The organism is Streptomyces sp. 150FB (genome assembly GCF_000818195.1).
GTDB lineage: Bacteria > Actinomycetota > Actinomycetes > Streptomycetales > Streptomycetaceae > Streptomyces.
The window spans coordinates 6,989,023-7,010,415 of the sequence record NZ_JTHL01000001.1 but is presented as its reverse complement, the minus strand read 5'-3'; the positions used below and the strand labels follow the sequence as shown (position 1 = coordinate 7,010,415).

The following is a 21,393-nucleotide window of genomic DNA, read 5'->3' as shown; positions in this document are numbered from 1 at the left end:
CAGCGGCGGAGGCGACGGTGAGGATCGTGCCCTCGACGGGGTGGGCCACAGCCCCCCGGGCCAGCTCGGCCGCGCGGGCGAGCGCGGACACCAGCGCGGACGCCGGCCCGGCAGCCGGGGCTTCGCCGGGCGTCGTACCGTCCGCCAGTACCTCGGCCATTCCGCGCAGGAGCTGCGAGAGGATCGTGCCGGAGTTCCCCCGGGCCCCGATCAGCGCGCCGTGCGCCATGGCGCGTACGGCGTCGGCGGCGCCGGGCTCGGCGGACTCCGTCCCATGGGCGGCGAAGACCGCCTCGACGGCCTGCACCGCGGACTCCACGGTCAGATAGAGATTCGTCCCGGTGTCACCGTCGGCGATCGGATAGACGTTGCTCGCGTCGATCTCCTCGCGCTCCCGGCCGAGGGCCTCCAGCGCCAGTGAGCACCAGCTCCGCACCGCTGTGGCGTCGAGGGTCTGCGGCACCGGGTGGTCCTCCTTGAGCGGCCTGTGGCCTGCGGTCCGAGCGGTCCGAGCGGTCCCACGCAGGGTAGTCCCCGCCGGGACGGCGCCTTCCGAAGGAGGGCCTTCCGAAGGAGGGCCTTCCGAAGGAGGACCGGGACGGCGGTGGTGTGGGGTCGTGCTAGTTTCGTTCTATCTGGGCGGCCGTTGTATGCTGCTCCGGTTGCCCGACGAGAGTCGGGCCATTCCCCCCGGCAACGCCACTTCATTCACGTGTTGCAGCTCGCCGGGATTCCTGTAAGCGCATCTGAAGTCTTTGGAGTGACCCGTGGCTGCCAACTGCGACGTCTGCGGCAAGGGGCCGGGCTTCGGCAACAGTATTTCGCACTCGCACCGCCGTACGTCCCGTCGCTGGAACCCGAACATCCAGCGTGTGCGTGCAGTGGTCGGTCGGACGCCGAAGCGGCTCAATGTCTGCACCTCGTGCATCAAGGCCGGCAAGGTCTCGCGCTGACGCCTGCGTCGTAGCGCAGCCCCTGCGGTTGCCTTGAAAAGCCGGTCCACCTCGGTGGACCGGCTTTTTGCCGTACCCGGCCGCCGGGCCACCGGGCGCAAGCCGTCAGGCGCCAGGCGTCAGCGCAGCCGCCACGCGTGGTCCACCGGTCCGATCCCGCCGCCCAGCGGGAAGCCGTTCGCCACCGCGCCCGTCACATAGGTCTTCGCCGCGTGGACGGCCGTCACCACATCCTGTCCGGCGCCGAGCCCGGCCGCGATCGCCGAGGCGAGCGTGCAGCCCGTGCCGTGCGTGTGCCGGTTCTCGTGCCGGGGGGCCCGCAGCCAGTGTTCCTCGTCACCGTCGCTCAGCAGGTCGACGGCGTCGCTCCCGCCCGGCAGATGCCCGCCCTTGACGACGACCCAGCGCGGTCCGAGTTCCAGTACGGCGTCGGCGGCCCGCCGCATGTCCGCCTCGCCCTCGACCCGTACGCCCGTGAGCTGCGCCACCTCGTCCAGGTTGGGGGTGGCCACGGTCGCTGCCGGCAGGAGCCTCGTCCGTACGTTGTCCAGCGCCGAGGCCGCCAGCAGCGGATCGCCGTGTTTGGAGACGCCGACGGGATCCACGACCGCGGGTGCCCCGGTTTCGGCGAGCAGTTCGGCGACGGCGGCGACGAGTTCGGCGGAGGAGAGCATGCCGGTCTTCACCGCCTGGACGCCGATGTCGTCGACGACGCTGCGGTACTGCGCGCGTACCGCCTCGACCGGCAGATCCCAGACCCCTTGCACGCCCAGCGAGTTCTGGGCGGTGACGGCGGTGAGCACGCTCATGCCGTGGACGCCGAACGCCAGCATGGTCTTCAGGTCGGCCTGGATTCCCGCACCGCCGCCGGAGTCGGAACCGGCGACGGTGAGCACACGGGGAGGTACTCGTGGGGGAGGTGGCACCGTACGTGAACGCTGGGGCTGCTGAGGCATACCGCCGAATCTACTTCGCGTCCTCGATGTCCCCGAAGTGGTCCCAGCCGCCCTTGCTCGTCCAGGGCGCCCCGTCGACGGTCACCTGCGGCAGCGCCGAGGGGTTCAGTACCTCGCCGATCACCTTCCAGCGGGCCGGCAGCTTCACATCGGTGGGGAAGGTCGCCACGATCGCGTGGTCCTCTCCCCCGGTCAGCACCCACTGGAGCGGGTCGACGCCGACGGCCTGCCCGATGTCGTTCATCTGCGAGGGGATGTCGATGAGCCCCGAGCGCAGGTCGATACGGACCTTGCTGGCCTCGGCGATGTGCCCGAGGTCGGCGACCAGTCCGTCGCTGACATCGGTCATCGCCGTGGCGCCGAGCCCGGCGGCGGCGGGGCCCGCGTGGTACGGCGGTTCCGGCCTGCGGTGCGCCTCGACAAAGGCGCGCGGTGAGCGGAAGCCGCGCGAGAGCACCGCGTGTCCGGCCGCCGACCAGCCCAACCAGCCGGTGTAGGCGACGACATCGCCGGGCCGCGCGCCCGACCTGAGCACCGGGTCGTGGTCGCGCAGATCGCCGAGCGCGGTGATGGCGATGGTGATGGTGTCGCCGCGCACGATGTCACCGCCGACCACGGCCGCGCCGGCGACCTGGCACTCGTCGCGGATGCCGTCCATCAGCTCGGTGGGCCAGGTGACCGGGAGTTCGGCCGGGACGACAAGACCGAGGAGCACCGCCGTGGGGACCGCTCCCATGGCCGCGATGTCGGCGAGGTTCTGCGCCGCCGCCTTGCGGCCCACGTCGTACGCCGTCGACCAGTCGCGGCGGAAGTGCCGCCCTTCGAGCAGCAGGTCCGTGCTCGCCACCACCCTGCGGTCCGGTGCGGCCACCACCGCGGCGTCGTCGCCCGGCCCGAGCCGGACCGCCGGAGTGGTGGTGAGCCGGGAAGTCAGCTCCCTGATGAGCCCGAACTCCCCCAACTCGCCCACGGTTCCCTTCACCGAGTCTCCCCTCTCTTCACCGGCCGCGCCCCTGTGGTCGCGAGCCGTCGCTGCTGTCGGTACCCGTCAAGAGATACGTCAACTTGAAGCTTTCCGTACGCCGGAGCGCGCCTCGGCGCCGCGCCTGGGGCGCCACCCGGTACCCAGGTCTCCCCGTGGCGCGCGGCGACGCGATACCGTGGCGTCCCTTTCCCCCCACATGATCCTCGTGGCCGCCCTGGAGGTTCCGTGGTACAGGCGTACATCCTCATTCAGACCGAGGTGGGCAAGGCGACGACCGTCGCCGAGACCATCGCAAAACTTCCGGGAGTGATACAGGCCGAAGATGTCACCGGACCCTACGACGTGATCGTGCGCGCCCAGGCCGACACCGTCGACGAACTCGGCCGCATGGTGGTCGCCAAGATCCAGCAGGTGGAAGGCATCACGCGTACGCTGACCTGCCCGGTGGTCCACCTCTAACCCCCGTCTACGCTGGGCCGGTGATACGTACCCGCCGACCTCTCCTGCGCCGCAGGCTATCCGGCTCCCCGCTCGTGCACCTGCCCGGTGTCGTCCTGCTTCTCGCAGTCGCCGGGTGTTCGTCCACGGACACGGCGGCGGTGCCGGTGCCCAGTCCGCCGCCGCAGGAGGCGAAGCTCTGCCAGGCTCTGCACAGACAACTGCCGAAGACCCTCTCGGGCCTGGACCGGCGGGACACCGATCCCGATTCCGAACTGACCGCCGACTGGGGGGACGCCGCGATCGTACTGCGCTGCGGTGTCCCCCGGCCGGCGAACATGAGCGATCCGAACGCTCTGGCCGTGGAGGCGGACGGAGTCAACTGGATGGTGGAGCAACGGGACTCGGGGCCCCGCTTCACCACCACGTACCGCAAGACCTACGTGCAGGTGACCATGAGCACGAAGTTCTCCCACGACACCACTCCGCTCGCGGATCTCGCCGCGCCCGTCAAGAAGACGGTCCCGTCCAGCCTCTGAAGGCCCTCGCCGGAAAGCCGCACCCGGTCCTCGGAGTGCGGCAGGGCTCAGCGGCTCAGCGCAGCCCGGTCGAGCGGCGCAGCGCCGCCTGGATCAGCCGGTCCACGAGTTCCGCGTAGCCGACGCCGCTCTCCTGCCACATGCGCGGGTACATGGAGATCGGGGTGAAGCCCGGCATCGTGTTGATCTCGTTGATCACGAATTTGCCGTCCTCGGTGAGGAAGAAGTCGGCGCGGACCAGTCCCTCGCAGGACGCAGCGTCGAAGGCGGCGACGGCGAGCCGTCGCACCTCGGCGGTCTGCTCCTCGGTGAGGGGCGCGGGCACCATGCCCGCGGCCGCGTCGATGTACTTGGCCTCGAAGTCGTAGAAGTCGTGCGCGGTGACCGGCGGGATCTCGGCGGGTACGCTCGCGCGCGGCCCGTCCTCGAACTCCAGCACGCCGCACTCGATCTCCCGGCCGCGCAGCAGCGCCTCCACCAGGATCTTGGGGTCGTGGCGCTGTGCCTCGGCGATCGCCTCGTCGAGTCCCGCGAGGTCCTCGACCTTGGTGATGCCGATGGAGGAGCCGGCGCGTGCGGGCTTCACGAAGAGCGGCCAGCCGTGCTCGCCCGCGAAGTCCACGATCTTCTTGCGGGCCGCCGCGCCCTTGGCCCCCTCGGGGCCCTGCTCCCACTCGCGGGGGCGGATCACCACGTACGGGCCGACGGGCAGCCCGAAGGAGGTGAACACCCGCTTCATGTACTCCTTGTCCTGCCCGACGGCCGAGGCGAGGACGCCCGCGCCGACGTACGGGATGCCGGAGAGTTCCAGCAGGCCCTGGAGGGTGCCGTCCTCGCCGTACGGGCCGTGCAGCATCGGGAAGACGACATCGACCTCGCCGAGCGCCTTGGGCACGGAACCGGGCTCGCTGTAGACGACCTCGCGGTTGCCGGGGTCCAGGGACAGCACGACGGCGCCGTCCGTGGACTCGGCGATCTGCTCGACGGTCGGCAGGGCCCGGTCGGCGATGGCCATCCGCTCCGGGTCGTCGGCGGTGAGGGCCCACCGGCCGTCGGTGGTGATGCCGATGGGCAGGACCTCGTACTTCGTACGGTCGATGGCCCGCAGTACGGCACCGGCGGTGACCACCGAAACGGCGTGCTCGGAGCTCCGTCCGCCGAAGACGACCGCCACGCGTGGCTTGCGGAGCTGCTGCTCAGGGCTCTGGGTCACGTTCTCGCTGCTCATATCGCGATGAGCGTACCCGGTGGTGGTGTGTGCGTCAGCGGCCGACTCAGCGGCGTTCCGCCTTCGCGCTCCGTCCCATCAGTTCCTTGAGCGCGTCCAGCGGTGACTTGCCCGCGTGGACGATGTCGACGACCGTCTCGGTGATCGGCATGTCGACTCCGTGGCGCCGGGCCAGATCGAGCACGGACTCGCAGGACTTGACGCCCTCGGCGGTCCGACTGGTGACCGCCATGGTCTCCTTGAGCGTCATTCCGCGTCCGAGGTTGGTGCCGAAGGTGTGGTTGCGGGAGAGCGGCGACGAGCAGGTGGCGATCAGATCGCCCATTCCGGCGAGCCCGGAGAAGGTGTGCGGATCCGCGCCCATGGCGAGGCCCAGCCGGGTGGTCTCGGCGAGCCCCCGCGTCATCAGGGAGGCCTTGGTGTTGTCGCCGAGGCCCATGCCGTCGGCGATCCCGACGGCGAGACCGATCACGTTCTTGACGGCTCCGCCCAGTTCGCAGCCGACGACGTCGGTGTTGGTGTACGGGCGGTAGTACGGGGTGTGGCAGGCGGTCTGGAGCCGCCGCGCGACCGTCTCGTCCCGGCAGGCGACCACGGCTGCGGCCGGCATCCGGTCGGCGATCTCACCGGCGAGGTTGGGCCCGGTGACGACGGCGACCCGCTCGGCGGGAGCCTTGGCGACCTCCTCGATGACCTCGCTCATGCGCTTGGCCGTGCCGAGTTCGACGCCCTTCATCAGGGAGACGAGCACGGTGTCGGCGGGCAGCAGCGGCGCCCACTCGGCGAGGTTGGCGCGCAGGGTCTGGGAGGGAACGGTCAGTACGGTGAACTCGGCGCCGCGCGCCGCCTCCTCCGGGTCCGTGCTGGCCCGTACGCCCTCGGGGAGTTCGAGCCCGGGAAGGTAGTCGGGGTTGGTGCGCGTGGCGTTGATCGTTTCCACGACGTCGGGGCGGCGGGCCCAGAGCGTCACGTCACAGCCGGCGTCGGCGAGGATCATGGCGAACGCCGTGCCCCAGGAACCCGCTCCGAATACGGCGACCCGCGTCACATCGACCCCTCTTCGGCGGCCTTGCGCCGCTCCTCGGCCCTGATCCTGCGGTGGTCGTAGGGCACGGCGGGCGCGGGCTCCGCGCGTAGCTCCGCCAGCAGTTCGGTGATGGCGGCCATGATCACTTCGGTGACCTCGCGCAGCACCTCGGGGGTCGCCGTCCTGCCGTAGTAGGCGGACAGGTCGACGGCGGGGCCCACCAGCACGCGGTGGGTCTTGCGCGGGAAGAAGTCGGCCTTCTTCGAGTACGGCGGGAGCACGAGGTTGGCGCCCCACTGGGCGACGGGGATGACCGGGCACTTGGTCTCCAGGGCGACCCTGGCGGCACCGGTCTTCGCTGTCATCGGCCACTGGGCGGGGTCGCGGGTGAGGGTGCCCTCGGGGTAGAAGGCCACGCACTCGCCCCGCTGCACGGCGTCGATGGCGGACCTGAAGGCGCCCAGCGCGTCGGGGCCGTCGCGGTAGACCGGGATCTGCCCCGTACCGCGCATCACCGCTCCGACGAATCCCTTGGTGAAAAGACCGTCCTTGGCGAGGAATCTCGGGACGCGGCCGGTGTTGTACTGGAAGTGCCCGTAGAACAGCGGATCGAGATACGAATTGTGGTTGACCGCGGTGATGAATCCACCGTCGGCCGGAATGTTCTCCCCGCCCCGCCAGTCCCGCTTGAAAAGAACGATCAACGGCGGTTTCGCGATGGCCGCCGCCAAGTGATACCAGAAGCCGACTCTACGGCGGGACACTCGGACACCTTTCTCTCGGAGCCGGGCACGCTGCCTGGCCGCTGGGGGTCAAGTGTCGCCCCAGGCCCCTGGTCTGTCGAGGACACCGTACGCCCGGGCCCGGTGAGCGCCCGGGCGGGCGGCGGCGTCGCCGGGCCACAATAGAGGGCCGCTACACATGGATGGAGAGCAAGCCACGAACACCGACCCGACCGGGCAGTGGTCCCTGGTCGTACCGCTCAAACCCCTGAGCCTGGCCAAGAGCAGGCTCACCGGGGCCGCCGGGAACGCGCTGCGTCCCCGGCTCGCTCTGGCGTTCGCGCAGGACACCGTGGCCGCGGCGCTGGCCTGCCGGGCCGTGCGGGATGTGGCTGTTGTCACGGACGATCCGAAGGCGGCGGCGGCCCTGACCGCACTGGGCGCGCGCGTCGTGCCCGACACACCGGCCTCCGGCCTCAACGCGGCGCTGGCCCACGGAGCGCGCGCCGTCAGGGAGGCACGGGCGGATTCGCCGGTCGCCGCGCTGAACGCCGATCTCCCGGCCCTGCGCCCCGCTGAGCTGGCACGGGTGCTCGGGGCCGCCGCCGCGTTTCCCCGTGCTTTTCTCGCCGATGCCGCCGGAATCGGTACGACATTGCTGGCCGCGCGGGCCGGCGTCGAATTGAATCCGGCTTTCGGCGGCCCTTCGCGGGAGCGGCATCTGTCATCGGGCGCGGTGGAAATAGTGCTGGCCGGGGTGGATTCCGTCCGCAGGGACGTCGACACGGGCCAGGACCTGCTGGTGGCGGCCGCGCTCGGCCTCGGGCCCTACACGGCCCGGCGGTACGCTGCGGTCATGCAGGCGACCGCGTACACATACGAGTCCGACTCCCGCAGCGGCAGTGTGCTGCTCGACGACGGCACCCCGGTGGAGTTCGACGCGGCGGCTTTCGACGCCGGCGGTCTGCGGCTGCTGCGGCCGGGGCAGCGGGTACGCATCGAGACCGAGGGCGACGGGACTTCGCGCCGGATCACCCTGGTGACGCTCCAGACCTTCTGAGCGCGCCGTACGACGCCGCGGGCCGGGCTCCCCCGAGGGGAGCCCGGCCCGGTGCGTGAGTGGCTGGCGGACGCCTACTACTTCTTCCTGGCGACGGCCTTCTTCGCCGTGGTCGTACGGGCGGTGGCCTTGCGGGCCGGGGCCTTCTTGGCCGCCGCCTTCGTGGCCGGCGCGGTCTTCTTGGCGCTCGCCTTCTTGGCCGTGGCGGTGGCCTTCTTGGCGGTCGTCGAGGCGGCGCTGGTCTTCTTCGCCGTCGACTTCTTGGCCGCCGAGCCCCGCGCCGCCGTCTTCTTCGCGGTGGCGCGCGTGCCGGTGGCCTTCTTCGCCGCCGTGGCCTTCTTGGCGGTGGCCTTCTTGGCCGCGGCCTTCGTGGTCGTACGGGTGGAAGCTCCGCCGGAGAGGCTGCCCTTGGGGGCCTTCTTCACGGCCACGTCGTTCTTGGGGAGCTTCTTCGAGCCGCTGACAAGGTCCTTGAAGCCCTGGCCCGCGCGGAAACGCGGCACCGAGGTCTTCTTGACCCGGACGCGCTCACCCGTCTGCGGGTTACGGGCGTAACGGGCCGGACGGTCGACCTTCTCGAACGAACCGAAGCCGGTGACCGAGACCCGGTCACCCGCGACGACCGCGCGGACGATCGCGTCGAGCACCGCGTCAACCGCGTCCGCGGCCTGCTGACGGCCGCCGACCTTGTCCGCAATCATTTCTACGAGCTGCGCCTTGTTCACGTCTTCCCCTTCGGAGACATTGCCAGAACGAAAGTGTTCAAGCTTTTTCGCACGTTAGGCAGATATATACCGCAAATCAAACACGAAACGGGCTAATCACCCTAGTGCCGCAACGAAGTCGACCGTGCGGAGTTCCGCGGAGGTCAGTGATCTTCCGGAAAACGACCCTCGTCGAGGTCCTTCATCAACCGGTCCAGACGCCTTGCTGCATCCGGGAGATCGTGCTTCGCCGCAGCCGTGATGACCAGCAGCTTCCGGGAGAGCGCCATGCGTACGCCCTCCGTGACTTGCAGACCGCGCACCTTGGCGTGCGCTTCTTTCAGTTGTTCGGCGACTAACCCGTAGAGCTTGAGTTGGCTGTCGCGTTCCATGCACCGATTGTGCCATCTGGGGCGAGTTGTCGCCCGACAGGGGCTCAACAAGCAACTGCACCCCCTACCCGGAGGCAGGGGGTGCAGGAGGGGAAAACCGCTGATCAGGCCGTAATGGTGCGCGGTTTGAAGGAGGGCCTGGAGCCTTCGTAAGCGGTGATGTCGGCTTCGTTCTGGAGAGTGAGAGCGATGTCGTCGAGGCCGTTCAGCAAGCGCCAGCGGGCGTTCTCGTCAAGCTCGAAATCAGCCGACAGTTCAGTGCCGTCCGGGCGTGCCGCCCTGACCTGGCGCCGCTCCAGGTCCACGGTGACCTCGGCCTCGGGGTCGTTCTCGGCGATCTCCCAGATCGCGTCCACGACCGGCTGCTCCAGAACCACGGTCAGCAGGCCGTTCTTCAGCGAGTTGCCCCGGAAGATGTCGGCGAACCGGGACGAGATGACGGCCTTGAAGCCGTAGTTCTGCAGCGCCCACACGGCGTGTTCCCGCGAGGAGCCGGTGCCGAAGTCGGGCCCGGCCACCAGCACGGTGGCTCCGGCGTGTTCCGGGCGGTTGAGGGCGAACTGCGGGTCCTTGCGCCACGCCTCGAAGAGTCCGTCCTCGAACCCGTCGCGGGTGACCTTCTTGAGCCAGTGGGCCGGGATGATCTGATCGGTGTCGACGTTGCTCCTGCGCAGCGGTACGACCCGGCCGGTGTGGGTGGTGAAGGCTTCCATGGTTATCGCGCTCCAGCGGGCGTGCGGGCGTCGGCTTCGGACAGGTCGGCGGGCGAGGCCAGATGGCCCAGCACGGCGGTGGCGGCGGCGACCTGGGGAGAGACCAGGTGGGTGCGGCCGCCCTTGCCCTGCCTGCCTTCGAAGTTGCGGTTGGAGGTGGACGCCGAGCGCTCGCCGGGCGCGAGTTGGTCGGGATTCATACCGAGGCACATCGAGCAACCCGCGTGCCGCCATTCGGCTCCCGCGGCGGTGAAGACCTTGTCCAGGCCCTCGGCGACGGCCTGGAGGGCGACCCGTACGGAACCGGGGACCACCAGCATCCGTACGCCGTCGGCGACTTTGCGGCTGTCCAGGATCGAGGCCGCCGAGCGCAGGTCCTCGATACGGCCGTTGGTGCAGGAACCTACGAAGACGGTGTCGACCTTGATGTCGCGCAGCGCCTGTCCGGCGGTCAACCCCATGTATTCCAGGGCCTTTTCGGCGGAGTGCCGCTCCGAAGGGTCCTCGTACGAAGCAGGGTCGGGGACGCTCGCCGAGAGCGGCGCGCCCTGTCCCGGGTTGGTGCCCCAGGTGACGAACGGGGCCAGTGAGGTGCCGTCGATGAGGACCTCGGCGTCGAACACGGCGTCGTCGTCGGTGCGCAGCGTCTTCCAGTACTCGACGGCTGCGTCCCACTCCTCGCCCCGCGGGGCGTGGTCGCGGCCCTGGAGGTACGCGAAAGTCGTCTCGTCCGGGGCGATCATGCCCGCCCTGGCGCCGGCCTCGATCGACATGTTGCAGATGGTCATGCGCGCTTCCATCGAGAGCTTCTCGATGGCGGAGCCGCGGTATTCGAGGATGTAGCCCTGGCCGCCGCCGGTACCGATCTTGGCGATGATGGCGAGGATCAGGTCCTTGGCCGTGACGTCCTCGGGCAGCTCGCCCTCGACGGTGATGGCCATGGTCCTCGGGCGGGCCAGCGGCAGCGTCTGGGTGGCGAGCACGTGCTCGACCTGGCTGGTGCCGATGCCGAACGCCAGCGCGCCGAAGGCGCCGTGGGTCGAGGTGTGGCTGTCGCCGCAGACCACGGTCGTGCCGGGCTGCGTCAGTCCGAGCTGCGGCCCCACGACGTGGACGACACCCTGCTCGACGTCGCCGAGCGGGTGCAGCCGTACGCCGAAGTCGGCGCAGTTCTTGCGGAGCGTCTCGAGCTGGATGCGGGACACCGGGTCCGCGATGGGCTTGTCGATGTCGAGGGTCGGGGTGTTGTGGTCCTCGGTCGCGATGGTGAGGTCGAGCCGCCGCACCTTCCGGCCGCTCAGCCGCAGACCGTCGAAGGCCTGGGGGCTGGTCACCTCGTGCAGGAGATGCAGATCGATGAAGAGGAGGTCGGGCTCGCCCTCTGCGCGCCGGACGACATGGTCGTCCCAGACCTTCTCCGCGAGTGTCCTACCCATCGCTTTCCCTCCGGCCGGCGTTTCGCAGCCGGCGCTCCTAGAGATGTGTGGACCCACGTCCATACCTCACGGGCCCGCCCGTACAGGGTGACAAGTCCTACGGGAAATTGAACTTGCGTTTCACAGAGTGAGACGCGAGTATCGTTTCATGGACAACTCTAGCGGCGTCGGCGTTCTCGACAAGGCTGCTCTCGTACTGAGCGCCCTGGAGTCCGGTCCGGCCACCCTCGCCGGGCTGGTCGCGGCGACCGGGCTCGCACGGCCCACGGCCCACCGGCTGGCCGTGGCACTCGAACACCACCGGATGGTGGCGAGGGACATGCAGGGCCGGTTCATCCTCGGCCCGCGGCTCGCAGAGCTGGCGGCGGCGGCCGGCGAGGACCGGCTGCTGGCGACGGCGGGGCCCGTACTGACGCATCTGCGGGACGTGACGGGCGAGAGCGCGCAGCTCTACCGCAGGCAGGGCGACATGCGGATCTGCGTGGCGGCGGCCGAGCGGCTCTCGGGCCTGCGGGACACGGTGCCGGTCGGCTCCACGCTCACCATGAAGGCGGGCTCTTCGGCACAGATCCTGATGGCCTGGGAGGAGCCCGAGCGGCTCCACCGCGGTCTCCAGGGGGCGCGTTTCACGGCGACGGCGCTCTCCGGCGTACGGCGCAGGGGCTGGGCCCAGTCGATCGGTGAGCGCGAGCCGGGGGTCGCCTCGGTGTCGGCGCCGGTGCGAGGGCCTTCGAACCGTGTGGTGGCCGCCGTCTCGGTCTCCGGACCGATCGAGCGGCTCACCAGGCACCCGGGGCGGATGCACGCCCAGGCGGTCATCGACGCGGCGGGCCGGCTGAGCGAGGCCCTGCGCCGGACGAGCTGAAGGGCCGCTCCCCCGGCCACGGGCCCCCGGTCGCGGGCCGCCGGCTCCCCGCCGCCGAGTTCTCAGACCTTGAGCCGGTCCGCGGCGCGGTCGCCGCGGCGCCCGACCGGCTCGGTGCCGTGCGCCGCGCCGAGACCGAAGGGCGGCATCCCCTGGTAGAGGCTCTCGTAGCGCCCCTCGGGCACCAGATAGGTCTCGTGCCATATGCCGACCCGACCCCTGGCGCCCCTGGCGCGGCGGTTGAACGCCGCCCAGGCAGGGCGGTGGGCCTTGTCCTGGTCGGCGGCGTAGGCGAGGAGCTTCTCCTTCGACTCCCAGTACTGGACGACGTAGTAGATCCGCGGACTCCCGGTGAGCAACTGGTGGCCGAGCAGCCCGCTTTCCGCGTCGCGGCCCAGCTCCTTGAGCATGCGCACCATGGCGGCGAACGTCGGCAGCCAACTCCACGGCGTCAGCATGTTGTTGACCCGCATCCCGACGAGGAAGACGACCACCTCCCCCTTCGCGGCCGCTGTCATACGCGCGTCGATCGGCTTACCGCTCACGATGATCCCCCTGGCGACGATGATGGGACGGCCGCACTGTCCGCTCTTGGATAGTGGCACTATCCAATGAGGAGCACAAGGCGATGAGGCTGGCCGAACTGAGCGGGCGCAGCGGGGTGGCCACGGCGACGATCAAGTACTACCTGCGGGAGGGCCTGCTGCCCGCCGGCCGCAGGGTCAGCGCCACCCGGGCCGATTACGACGAGGGGCACCTGCGCCGGCTGCGGCTGGTGCGGGCGATGATCCAGGTGGGCAGGATGCCGGTCGCCAAGGCGCGCGAGGTGCTCGCCGCGCTGGACGACGACTCCGTCGACCAGCACACGCGGCTGGGGGCGGCGTCCTGGGCCCTCCCGCACGGCCCCGAGCCCGCCTGGGACGACGAGGGGACCCAGGTGGCGCGGGCGACGGCCGACGCGCTGCTGGAGACCCTGGAGTGGCGCTTCAGCGGCGACCTGGGCGCGGAGTCACCCGCGTACGGGATGCTGGTCGCCGCGATCGACACGATGAACCGGCTCGGCTACCCGTGCGAGGTGGGTCACTTGCTGCCGTACGGGCGCCTCGCCGCCCAACTGGCGGTCACCGACCTGGATCTGGTCGAGGACAACGACACCCCGGAGGGCCGGATCGAGGCCGCGGTGGCCATGACGGTGCTCTACGAGCCGGTCCTGCTGAGCCTGCGGCGCATGGCGCAGGCGGAGGAGTCCAACCACCGCTTCACCGAGGGGACATGAAAGAGGCCCTCCCCGCTGGGGGAGGGCCTCTTCGGAGCGTACCCCCGACCGGATTCGAACCGGCGCTACTGCCGTGAGAGGGCAGCGTGCTAGGCCGCTACACAACGGGGGCGTCGCAGAACTTACTGCGCTGGGCTACCAGGACTCGAACCTAGAACAACGGAACCAGAAACCGTCGTGTTGCCAATTACACCATAGCCCATGGTGGTTGAAGCGTACCCCCGACCGGATTCGAACCGGCGCTACTGCCGTGAGAGGGCAGCGTGCTAGGCCGCTACACAACGGGGGCCCTAGCGATCCTGCATCAACGTGTCCGGGTGCGACCCGAAGACGTCGGAGAGAAGGATCTGTACCCCCGACCGGATTCGAACCGGCGCTACTGCCGTGAGAGGGCAGCGTGCTAGGCCGCTACACAACGGGGGCGTTGCAGACAACAGCTACTACAGATGCATCTGCGCTGGGCTACCAGGACTCGAACCTAGACTAACGGAACCAGAAACCGTCGTGCTGCCAATTACACCATAGCCCACCAAAACAGAACCCCCTGATGGGGGTTTGTTTGGCTTGCGCCTCCCGGCCTGGCCTTTCGGCCTTCTCAGGCGGCGCAGGAAGAACATTACCTGAAGGTGGACAGCCCTCCAAAACGAGTAACAGCACGGAGAGCGCCCGGCAACTGGCCCAGATCGGTGATCCGGACCAGGTCGGGACGGCCGCCGATCCCCGCACGGTCCAGCCAGATCCCGGTGAGACCGGCCGCCGAGGCACCGGCGGCGTCGATGTCCGGCTCGTTGCCGACGTACGCCACCTCTCCCGGGTCCAGCTCCAGGGCGTCGCAGGCCGCGTGGAAGGCGGCGGGGTCGGGCTTCTCCACGCCCAGTTCGGCGGCGCACAGAAGGGCCTCGAAGCGGTCCCGTACGCCGAGGGCGCGCAGCCGCTCCTCCTGGACGGGGGTGCTGGAGTTCGACAGGGCGGCCTGCCGGTACTCCCCCGCCAGCGCGTCCAGCGCCGTCACGCTGTCGGGGAAGAGCGCCCACGCCGCACGGAAATGAACGTGGTAGCGGTCGAACCAGGCGTCGGCCTCCGCGTCGCTCAGCTCGGCGCCCAGAAAGACCCGCACCCTGGCCCGGCGCTGCCCCTGGAAGTCGGTCTCCCCCGCGGTGAACCGCAGCCACTGGGCGTCGGTGATCTCGCGCCAGACGCGCAGGGCCTCGTCCGGCGCGATGTACCGCGTGGCCGGCTCCGCCTCCAGATGACGGCGGATCCCGGCGTCGGAGGCACTTCCGAAGTCGAAGAGCGTGTCGTCGATGTCCCACAGGACCGCGCGGATCGGCATGGAAGCGACGGTAGCGCGGCGCGGACGCGGAAGGGCGGGACCGCCGGAATCCGGCGGTCCCGCCCCGTACGCGGAAGGTCCCCGCGTGCTTACGACGTGAGCTTGGCCAGTGCCGCGTCGAGGCGCGCGAGCGTCCGCTCGCGGCCCAGGATCTCCAGCGACTCGAAGAGCGGCAGCCCGACCGTGCGGCCGGTGACGGCGACCCGGACCGGGGCCTGGGCCTTGCCCAGCTTCAGGCCGTGCTCCTCGCCCGCGGCGAGCACGGCGGCCTTGAGCGCCTCGGCGTTCCACTCGGCCCCGGCGATGTTCGTACGGGCGGTGGCCAGCAGCGCGTCCGCGCCCGGCTTCATCGCCTTCGCCCAGGACGCCTCGTCCTCGGCCGGCTCGTCGAGGAAGAGGAAGTCGACGTTGGCGGTGATGTCGGAGAGGACCGTCACCCGGGTCTGGGCCAGCGGCGCCAGCGCCTCGAAGCCGGCCGCGTCGAAGGACTCCGGCGCCCAGGGGGCGTACGGCGCCTTCAGCCAGGGGCCGCAGGCCTCGGTGAACGTCTTCACGTCCAACTGCCTGATGTGGTCGGCGTTGATCGCCTCGGCCTTCTTCAGGTCGAAGCGGGCCGGGTTGGCGTTGACGTCCTTGATGTCGAACGCGGCCGCCAGCTCCTGCATGGAGAAGATGTCGCGGTCGGCGGAGAGCGACCAGCCCAGCAGCGAGAGGTAGTTGAGCAGCCCCTCGGGCAGGAAGCCGCGCTCGCGGTAGAGGTTGAGCGAGGCCTGCGGGTCCCGCTTGGAGAGCTTCTTGTTGCCCTCCCCCATCACATAGGGGAGATGCCCGAACAGCGGGACGTCCTTGGCGATGCCCAGCTCGATCAGCGCCTTGTAGAGCGCGATCTGGCGGGGGGTGGAGGACAGCAGGTCCTCGCCGCGCAGGACGTGGGTGATCTCCATCAGCGCGTCGTCGATGGGGTTGACGAGCGTGTACAGCGGGTTGCCGTTGGCGCGGACGATGCCGTAGTCGGGGACGTTCTCCGGGGTGAACGTCAGCTCGCCGCGCACGAGGTCCGTGAAGGTGATCGGCTCGTCGGGCATCCGGAAGCGGACGATCGGGGTCCGCCCCTCGGCCACGTACGCCGCCTGCTGCTCGGCGCTCAGGTCGCGGCAGTGGCCGTCGTACCCCGAGGGCCGGCCTGCCGCGCGGGCCGCCTCGCGGCGCGCGTCCAGCTCGGCGGTGGTGCAGTAGCAGTGGTACGCGTGGCCGGCGGCGAGCAGCTTCTCGGCGGCGTCCCGGTAGATGTCCATCCGCAGGGACTGGCGGTACGGCTCGTGAGGGCCGCCGATCTCGGGGCCCTCGTCCCAGTCCAGGCCCAGCCAGCGCAGCGAGTCGAGGAGCTGCTCGTACGACTCCTCCGAGTCGCGCGCCGCGTCGGTGTCCTCGATGCGCAGGACCAGGGTGCCGCCGCTGTGCCGGGCGAAAGCCCAGTTGAACAGGGCGGTGCGGACCAGGCCCACATGGGGGTTGCCGGTCGGCGAGGGACAGAAACGTACACGGACGGGGCCGTTAACCACGCTTGATCACCTTGTTGGTGAGAGTGCCGATGCCTTCGATGGTGACGGCGACCTCGTCGCCGACGCTGAGGGGGCCGACCCCGGCGGGGGTGCCCGTGAGGATGACGTCGCCGGGGAGCAGGGTCATGGCCTCGGTGATGTTGACGATCAGATCCTCGATGGAGTTGATCATCTCGCTCGTACGGCCGAGTTGGCGCTGTTCCCCGTTGACCGTGCACTGGATGGTGACGTCGGAGGGGTCGAGTTCCGTCTCCACCCAGGGGCCCAGCGGGCAGGAGGTGTCGAAGCCCTTGGCGCGGGCCCACTGCTTCTCGCTCTTCTGGGTGTCGCGCGCGCTGACGTCATTGGCGCAGGTGTAGCCGAAGATGACGTCCTTGACGCGTTCGCGCGGCACCTCGCGGCACATCCGGCCGATCACCACGGCCAGCTCGGCCTCGTGGTGGATCTCGTTGGAGAAGGCGGGGTACTCGATCGCGTCGCCGGAGCCGATCACCGAGGTGGTCGGCTTGAAGAAGGCGAAGGGCACCTGCGGAACCGCGTTGCCCAGCTCCGCCGCGTGCTCCGCGTAGTTGCGGCCGAAGGCCACGACCTTGTTGGGGAGTACGGGCGGAAGCAGCCGGACCTTGCTCAGCGGCACCTTGGTGCCGGAGAGCTCGAAGTCGACGTACGGGATGCCCTTGATGATGTCGAGAACGAGGCCGGCGGGGTCGCCGTTTCCTTCGCCCTCGACCGCGCCGAAGGCGACATTGCCGTCGATGGAGAATCTGGCGATGCGCACGGGATGCTGTCGCCCCTCACTTGCTGGTCTGGAGACTGACACTCCAGGCTAACGTGACGGGACGGGCCCACCTCGCGCTTCATGTCCCGCGCGGACCCGGGGCCGCGTGACGTGACCGGAGCACCCGTGACCGGAGAACCACGGGGGCCGGCCGCCCGGCGGACGGCTGTACGGGACGGTGCGGGCGGAACCTACGGGGCCGTCGGAGCGTTCATGAGCTGTGTACGGCGCGGGTTGGCGGTCCGGGTCGGCAGGTCGACGGGGTGTTCGGGACGCTCCGTGGGGAGGAGCTCCTCGGTGTCCTCCAGGTGAGCCAGCGTGGTACGCCTGGGGTTGGCGGTCGGGCGGAACATCATCGTCGTCTTCATCTGTCGTCTCAGACCCTGTTCGGTGCTCGGGCGCCGCGGCGGGCGCTGTTGTCGGACATGCCGTCTCTGTAAAGCGTCAGGCTAAACATCCAATTCCCGCTGCCCAGCGGGTTCCACCGACGATCTCCCTGTGAGTTTGCTCACCAGATGGGGGGCATTCCCGCCGAATTCGGGCGGCACCCCAGAGCCCCGAAATCGGTCATCCATGCACCGAGTGTCCCATTCCGCCGCCGATCCGCAGGACTGGGACACCCCCCGCCCGCACGCGGCTCGTCAACAAAAGTCCGTTTCCTCCGTGAACACTTTCCACAGGACGTGACACGGCGCTCACACGCTGTCATACAGGTCACAGCCTGGTACGCGGGCCTTGTTGGAGATCCTGCACTGTGCTGGAATTCCCCCCACCGCCGCGGGTTTCAAGCCGGCGCACAGGGGCGCAGAGCAGCGCCGAGTGGTGGCGGGGAAGGGGAGCAGCGCCGGTCACTCACGACCACCATGGGGAGCGCCAAGCCCCCCAACGCCGACACCGTCCCGCCGTTTCGCGGCGGGACGCCTGGTCCAGAGGTTGCGACGCTAGTGCAGGGACGTTCTCAGAGGGATAGCAGCGCTGCGGCGGAGCAGGAGCCCCGTAGCGGAACCGACCGCGGCTCCTCGCCCCAGCACACCCAGAACCCGGGTCAGGCACCGTCCGGCCAGAGCGGCGAGCGCGCCGCTCGTCCCGGGGCGGCCGTGGGCGGCGAGAAGCCGAAGGCGGCGCAGAAGCTTGCCGGACCGGCGGACTCCGGTTCGCGAATAGCGCTCCGCAACTGGCGCATCAGCACCCGCCTGGTGGCTCTGCTCACCCTGCCGGTGGTCGCCGCCACCACGCTGGGTGGCCTGCGAATCAACGACTCGCTCAACGACATCCAGCAACTGGAGCACATGCAGTTGCTGACCAAGATGACGAAAGAGGCGACCAGCCTCGCCGCCGCGCTCCAGGCGGAGCGGGACGAGTCGGCCGGTCCGCTGACCAACGGTGAGACCGACAAGGACTTCAAGGTCCAGGACCGGATCACCAAGACGGACCGGGCGAAGACGGCCTTCCTCCAGGCCACGGTCGAGATCGGCAACTCCGACGGCGACGAGGCGCTGGAGTCCATCCGCTCGAACGTCAGCCAGATCGCCACCCAGGTCCAGAAGATCAGGACGATCCGTGAAGACGCCTACAAGTCCAAGGGCGCCGACGCGCTCACGGTGGACTCGTACAGCGGTCTGATCACCTCGCTGCTGAGCCTCTCGCAGGACATGGCTCAGGCGACCAGCAACCCGGACATGATCAAGCGGACCCGTGCGCTGGCCGCGTTCTCGTCCGCCAAGGAGTACGCCTCGGTCCAGCGCGCGATCATCGCCGCCGCGCTGCCCGCCGACCCGCGGAAGAAGGGCGAACTCACCGAGAACGACCGTCTGTACGGGCTCGCGGCCGAGACGAAGGAGAAGAACGCCCTCACCTCCTTCAGCACGCTGTACACGTCCATGGGCGGTGACGCCGAGAGCCTGACGGCGCCGCTCAACGGCTCGGGCAACTCCGAGATCCAGGCGGCCGAGAAGTACACCACCCGGGTGCTCGGCAAACCGGGCGGTCTGGCGAGCGAGCCCAACCGTTCGTACCTGGACTGGACCGACCAGGCGTCGATCCGGATCAACGCGATGACGACCATCGAGGCCACGCTGCTGGGCGAGATGGAGACCAAGGCGCGCGATCTGCGCGATCAGGCACAGCGCGACGCGATCATCAACGGCGCGCTGATCCTGCTGGTTCTCGGCGTCTCGCTGGTCGGCGCCTTCGTGGTCGCCCGGTCCATGATCCGCGCGCTGCGCCGGCTCCAGGACACGGCGACCAAGGTCGCCCAGGACCGGCTGCCCGAGCTGGTCAAGCAGCTCTCCGAGTCGGACCCGCAGGACGTCGACACGTCCGTCGAGTCGGTCGGTGTGCACTCCAGGGACGAGATCGGAAAGGTCGCCGCGGCCTTCGACGACGTGCACCGCGAGGCCGTCCGGCTGGCCGCCGAGCAGGCTCTGCTGCGTGGCAACGTCAACGCGATGTTCACCAACCTCTCGCGCCGCAGCCAGGGCCTGATCCAGCGTCAGCTCTCGCTGATCTCCGAGCTGGAGTCGCGCGAGGCCGACCCGGACCAGCTCTCCTCGCTCTTCAAGCTGGACCACCTCGCGACCCGTATGCGCCGTAACGGCGAGAACCTCCTGGTCCTCGCCGGTGAGGAGCCGGGCCGCCGCTGGACCAGGCCGGTCCCGCTGGTCGACGTGCTCCGTGCCGCGGCCTCCGAGGTGGAGCAGTACGAGCGGATCGAACTCGCCGCCGTCCCCGCGACCGAGGTCGCCGGACGCGTCGTCAACGACCTCGTCCACCTGCTGGCCGAGCTGCTGGAGAACGCGACCTCCTTCTCGTCGCCGCAGACGAAGGTCCGGGTGACCGGTCACGCGCTGCCCGACGGGCGGGTGCTCGTCGAGATCCACGACACCGGCATCGGGCTCTCCCCCGAAGACCTGGCGGCGATCAACGAACGGCTCGCCTCACCGCCCACCGTGGACGTCTCGGTCTCGCGCCGCATGGGTCTGTTCGTGGTCGGCCGGCTGTCCCTGCGCCACGGCATCCGTATCCAGCTCCGGCCCTCCGACTCCGGCGGTACGACGGCGCTCGTCATGCTGCCCGTCGATGTCGCCCACGGCGGCAAGAAGGGTCCGGGCAAGCCCGGCGCCACCATCGGCGGCGGCCAGAACGGCGTCGGCCAGGCCCCCGGGGCTCCCACCTCCAGGCTCACCAGCGGTCCCGGCGCACCGGCCCTCGGCAGGCCCGGGCTCGACGGCGCGCCCGACGGAGGACCCGGTACGTCCGGCGGCTCCGGCGCCCCTGGACGGCTTCCCGCGCCGGCGCAGCGCGGCCAGGTCGGAGCGGGAGCGGTACCGCGTCCCGCGCTGCCGGCCCGCGACGGCTCCCAGGGCGGACCCGGCAACGGCGGCCCCCAGCACGGAGGCCCCGCGGCCGGTCAGCAGGACCAGGGACGCCCCGAGGCCGACCGGACCAACGTCTTCGGCCAGAACGCCTTCGGCGCCCAGAACCCCGGCCAGGACCAGGGGCGGCAGAGCCCGGGCCAGGGCCGTACGGACAACAGGCCCGGCGCCCAGGCGGGCCAGAGCGGCTTCAGCGGCCGCGCGCAGAACGCCTTCCAGCAGGGCGGCGCGCCCGGAGCCGACCGGGCCAGGCAGCTTCCGCCGCCCGGCGGCCCGCGCGCCGAACTGCCCGGTGGCAATCCGCAGCCGCAGCGCCCGCAGGCACCGCAGCAGCAGCCGCCGCAGATCCAGCAACCGCAGCAGCCGCAGCCGCAGTCCGCCAGTTGGGGCAGCGACCAGCAGCAGCCGCAGCAGCGTCCTTCGCTGGACGCCCCGCGCGGCCACGACGAGCACGAGTCCACCGGCCAGTACCCGATCCCCGGGGCCGGCCGCCAAGGGCCCGGCTCCACCGCCGAGTTCCAGCGCCCCGACTTCAACGGCCCGCCGCCGGGGCAGAACAACCCGCTCGGCGGCGGCTCCCAGGACGTGGCGTCGACGGCGCAGTTCCCCAGGCCGGACTTCAACGCCCAGCCCGACTACAACGCGCAGCAGAACTACAACGCGCCCGCCGAGTACCGGGGTCCCTCGGACTACAGCGCGCCTGCCGACTACCGGGCGCCCGCCGACTACAACACGGGCAACACCGGAAACACCGGCAACACGGGCTACATCCCGCAGCAGGGCTACAACGCCCCGCAGCCCCCGGCCCCCGGCAACCAGGGCGGCTACCCGGGCCAGCAGCAGGACGGCGGGTACGGCGCGCGGCAGCAGCCGCAGCAGCCGAACCCGCAGCAGGAGGCCCTGCCCCCGGCCGGTCCCGGTGACGGCCGTACGCCGCTGTTCGACAACCTGGAGACCAACTGGTTCCACGGCCCCCAGCCGGGCGGCCCCCAGCCTCCCGAGCAGCAGCGGCCGGAGCAGCAGTTCCCGCCCTCGCCGCCGCAGCGCCAGAC

General features: G+C 70.2%; 20 protein-coding genes, 5 tRNA genes and 2 pseudogenes. 7 read left to right on the top strand and 20 right to left on the bottom strand.

Annotation, left to right across the window (positions count from 1 at the left end; all coding sequences use genetic code 11):
• Positions 1–412 (bottom strand): annotated as a pseudogene (locus tag QR77_RS49280) (DAK2 domain-containing protein); the annotation flags it as partial.
• 355 nt (positions 413–767) lie between these two features.
• On the opposite strand from QR77_RS49280, the gene rpmB reads away from it, so the two are divergent.
• The gene (rpmB, locus tag QR77_RS44160) at positions 768–953 is read left to right on the top strand and encodes a 50S ribosomal protein L28 (protein ID WP_078877327.1); all 186 of its coding nucleotides are present in this window, start codon (positions 768–770) and stop codon (positions 951–953) included.
• A 119-nt stretch (positions 954–1,072) separates the two neighbouring features.
• On the opposite strand, the gene thiD is transcribed toward rpmB, so the two are convergent.
• Complete coding sequence (gene thiD, locus QR77_RS30100) at positions 1,073–1,909, bottom strand: bifunctional hydroxymethylpyrimidine kinase/phosphomethylpyrimidine kinase (RefSeq protein ID WP_052489154.1); 837 nt, start codon at positions 1,907–1,909, stop codon at positions 1,073–1,075.
• 10 nt (positions 1,910–1,919) lie between these two features.
• A complete protein-coding gene (locus QR77_RS30095) occupies positions 1,920–2,891 on the bottom strand; it encodes a thiamine-phosphate kinase (RefSeq protein ID WP_040025142.1) in 972 nt (323 codons plus the stop codon).
• A gap of 228 nt (positions 2,892–3,119) precedes the next feature.
• Between QR77_RS30095 and QR77_RS30090 the strand changes: the two genes are divergently transcribed.
• Positions 3,120–3,353 carry an Lrp/AsnC ligand binding domain-containing protein gene (locus QR77_RS30090; protein WP_040025141.1) on the top strand — a complete coding sequence of 78 codons (234 nt, stop codon included), beginning with the start codon at positions 3,120–3,122 and terminating at the stop codon, positions 3,351–3,353.
• 44 nt (positions 3,354–3,397) lie between these two features.
• Positions 3,398–3,871, top strand: coding sequence for a DUF3515 domain-containing protein (locus tag QR77_RS30085; RefSeq protein ID WP_040028904.1), 474 nt, complete (start codon positions 3,398–3,400; stop codon positions 3,869–3,871).
• 55 nt (positions 3,872–3,926) lie between these two features.
• On the opposite strand, the gene QR77_RS30080 is transcribed toward QR77_RS30085, so the two are convergent.
• The 3 genes from QR77_RS30080 to QR77_RS30070 are packed head-to-tail and all read right to left on the bottom strand — an operon-like array spanning position 3,927 to position 6,890.
• Positions 3,927–5,099, bottom strand: coding sequence for a D-alanine--D-alanine ligase family protein (locus QR77_RS30080; RefSeq protein WP_040025140.1), 1,173 nt, complete (start codon positions 5,097–5,099; stop codon positions 3,927–3,929).
• 46 nt (positions 5,100–5,145) lie between these two features.
• Entirely contained in the window at positions 5,146–6,147 is a 1,002-nt protein-coding gene (locus QR77_RS30075) for an NAD(P)H-dependent glycerol-3-phosphate dehydrogenase (RefSeq protein WP_040025139.1), read from the bottom strand.
• Positions 6,144–6,890 carry a lysophospholipid acyltransferase family protein gene (locus QR77_RS30070; RefSeq protein ID WP_040025138.1) on the bottom strand — a complete coding sequence of 249 codons (747 nt, stop codon included), beginning with the start codon at positions 6,888–6,890 and terminating at the stop codon, positions 6,144–6,146. The genes QR77_RS30075 and QR77_RS30070 overlap by 4 nt, the downstream gene beginning before the upstream one ends.
• A 157-nt stretch (positions 6,891–7,047) precedes the next feature.
• Between QR77_RS30070 and cofC the strand changes: the two are divergent.
• A pseudogene (cofC, locus tag QR77_RS30065) lies at positions 7,048–7,698 on the top strand (2-phospho-L-lactate guanylyltransferase); the annotation flags it as partial.
• 287 nt (positions 7,699–7,985) lie between these two features.
• Here the strand turns inward: cofC and QR77_RS30060 are convergent.
• From QR77_RS30060 to leuC, 4 genes are all read right to left on the bottom strand, one after another.
• Positions 7,986–8,633, bottom strand: a complete 648-nt coding sequence (locus tag QR77_RS30060) for an HU family DNA-binding protein (protein WP_040025137.1) — start codon at positions 8,631–8,633, stop codon at positions 7,986–7,988.
• 143 nt (positions 8,634–8,776) lie between these two features.
• Positions 8,777–9,004: a hypothetical protein gene (locus tag QR77_RS44155; RefSeq protein ID WP_078877323.1), complete on the bottom strand. Its 228-nt coding sequence runs from the start codon at positions 9,002–9,004 to the stop codon at positions 8,777–8,779.
• 104 nt (positions 9,005–9,108) lie between these two features.
• On the bottom strand, positions 9,109–9,717 hold the full coding sequence (leuD, locus tag QR77_RS30050; protein ID WP_040025135.1) for a 3-isopropylmalate dehydratase small subunit: 609 nt from the start codon (positions 9,715–9,717) through the stop codon (positions 9,109–9,111).
• Between the two features lie 2 nt (positions 9,718–9,719).
• Positions 9,720–11,153: a 3-isopropylmalate dehydratase large subunit gene (gene leuC / locus QR77_RS30045; RefSeq protein WP_040025134.1), complete on the bottom strand. Its 1,434-nt coding sequence runs from the start codon at positions 11,151–11,153 to the stop codon at positions 9,720–9,722.
• Positions 11,154–11,301: 148 nt separating this feature from the next.
• On the opposite strand from leuC, the gene ndgR reads away from it, so the two are divergent.
• The gene (gene ndgR, locus QR77_RS30040; protein WP_030361934.1) at positions 11,302–12,018 is read left to right on the top strand and encodes an IclR family transcriptional regulator NdgR; all 717 of its coding nucleotides are present in this window, start codon (positions 11,302–11,304) and stop codon (positions 12,016–12,018) included.
• A gap of 62 nt (positions 12,019–12,080) precedes the next feature.
• Here ndgR and QR77_RS30035 read toward each other — a convergent pair whose 3' ends face one another.
• A complete protein-coding gene (locus QR77_RS30035; protein ID WP_040028902.1) occupies positions 12,081–12,536 on the bottom strand; it encodes a DUF4188 domain-containing protein in 456 nt (151 codons plus the stop codon).
• A gap of 110 nt (positions 12,537–12,646) precedes the next feature.
• Here QR77_RS30035 and QR77_RS30030 point away from each other — a divergent pair, with 110 nt between their 5' ends.
• Positions 12,647–13,294, top strand: a complete 648-nt coding sequence (locus QR77_RS30030; protein ID WP_173476471.1) for a MerR family transcriptional regulator — start codon at positions 12,647–12,649, stop codon at positions 13,292–13,294.
• A 39-nt stretch (positions 13,295–13,333) separates the two neighbouring features.
• On the opposite strand, the gene QR77_RS30025 is transcribed toward QR77_RS30030, so the two are convergent.
• The 9 genes from QR77_RS30025 to QR77_RS47590 form a co-directional block, all read right to left on the bottom strand.
• Positions 13,334–13,406 (bottom strand) — tRNA-Glu (locus QR77_RS30025).
• An 18-nt stretch (positions 13,407–13,424) separates the two neighbouring features.
• A tRNA-Gln gene (locus QR77_RS30020) sits at positions 13,425–13,496 on the bottom strand.
• A 14-nt stretch (positions 13,497–13,510) separates the two neighbouring features.
• Positions 13,511–13,583 (bottom strand) — tRNA-Glu (locus tag QR77_RS30015).
• Positions 13,584–13,644: 61 nt separating this feature from the next.
• A tRNA-Glu gene (locus QR77_RS30010) sits at positions 13,645–13,717 on the bottom strand.
• Positions 13,718–13,751: 34 nt separating this feature from the next.
• Positions 13,752–13,823, bottom strand: a tRNA-Gln gene (locus tag QR77_RS30005).
• An 87-nt stretch (positions 13,824–13,910) separates the two neighbouring features.
• Positions 13,911–14,627: an HAD family hydrolase gene (locus tag QR77_RS30000; protein ID WP_040025131.1), complete on the bottom strand. Its 717-nt coding sequence runs from the start codon at positions 14,625–14,627 to the stop codon at positions 13,911–13,913.
• An 89-nt stretch (positions 14,628–14,716) separates the two neighbouring features.
• Complete coding sequence (gltX, locus tag QR77_RS29995) at positions 14,717–16,189, bottom strand: glutamate--tRNA ligase (protein WP_052489153.1); 1,473 nt, start codon at positions 16,187–16,189, stop codon at positions 14,717–14,719.
• Positions 16,182–16,967, bottom strand: coding sequence for a fumarylacetoacetate hydrolase family protein (locus QR77_RS29990; protein ID WP_040025129.1), 786 nt, complete (start codon positions 16,965–16,967; stop codon positions 16,182–16,184). The genes gltX and QR77_RS29990 overlap by 8 nt, the downstream gene beginning before the upstream one ends.
• 191 nt (positions 16,968–17,158) lie before the next feature.
• A complete protein-coding gene (locus QR77_RS47590) occupies positions 17,159–17,335 on the bottom strand; it encodes a hypothetical protein (protein ID WP_173476372.1) in 177 nt (58 codons plus the stop codon).
• A gap of 576 nt (positions 17,336–17,911) precedes the next feature.
• On the opposite strand from QR77_RS47590, the gene QR77_RS29985 reads away from it, so the two are divergent.
• A partial coding sequence (locus tag QR77_RS29985) for a nitrate- and nitrite sensing domain-containing protein (RefSeq protein WP_173476371.1) occupies positions 17,912–21,393 on the top strand: 3,482 nt, incomplete at its 3' end.

Bases quoted from the DNA above. Each gene is read 5' to 3' on its own strand.
- thiD (WP_052489154.1), bottom strand. From the start codon at position 1,909: ATGCCTCAGCAGCCCCAGCGTTCACGTACGGTGCCACCTCCCCCACGA.
- QR77_RS30080 (WP_040025140.1), bottom strand. From the start codon at position 5,099: ATGAGCAGCGAGAACGTGACCCAGAGCCCTGAGCAGCAGCTCCGCAAG.
- QR77_RS44155 (WP_078877323.1), bottom strand. From the start codon at position 9,004: ATGGAACGCGACAGCCAACTCAAGCTCTACGGGTTAGTCGCCGAACAA.
- leuD (WP_040025135.1), bottom strand. From the start codon at position 9,717: ATGGAAGCCTTCACCACCCACACCGGCCGGGTCGTACCGCTGCGCAGG.
- leuC (WP_040025134.1), bottom strand. From the start codon at position 11,153: ATGGGTAGGACACTCGCGGAGAAGGTCTGGGACGACCATGTCGTCCGG.
- ndgR (WP_030361934.1), top strand. From the start codon at position 11,302: ATGGACAACTCTAGCGGCGTCGGCGTTCTCGACAAGGCTGCTCTCGTA.
- QR77_RS30035 (WP_040028902.1), bottom strand. From the start codon at position 12,536: ATGACAGCGGCCGCGAAGGGGGAGGTGGTCGTCTTCCTCGTCGGGATG.
- QR77_RS30030 (WP_173476471.1), top strand. From the start codon at position 12,647: ATGAGGCTGGCCGAACTGAGCGGGCGCAGCGGGGTGGCCACGGCGACG.
- QR77_RS30000 (WP_040025131.1), bottom strand. From the start codon at position 14,627: ATGCCGATCCGCGCGGTCCTGTGGGACATCGACGACACGCTCTTCGAC.
- QR77_RS47590 (WP_173476372.1), bottom strand. From the start codon at position 17,335: ATGAAGACGACGATGATGTTCCGCCCGACCGCCAACCCCAGGCGTACC.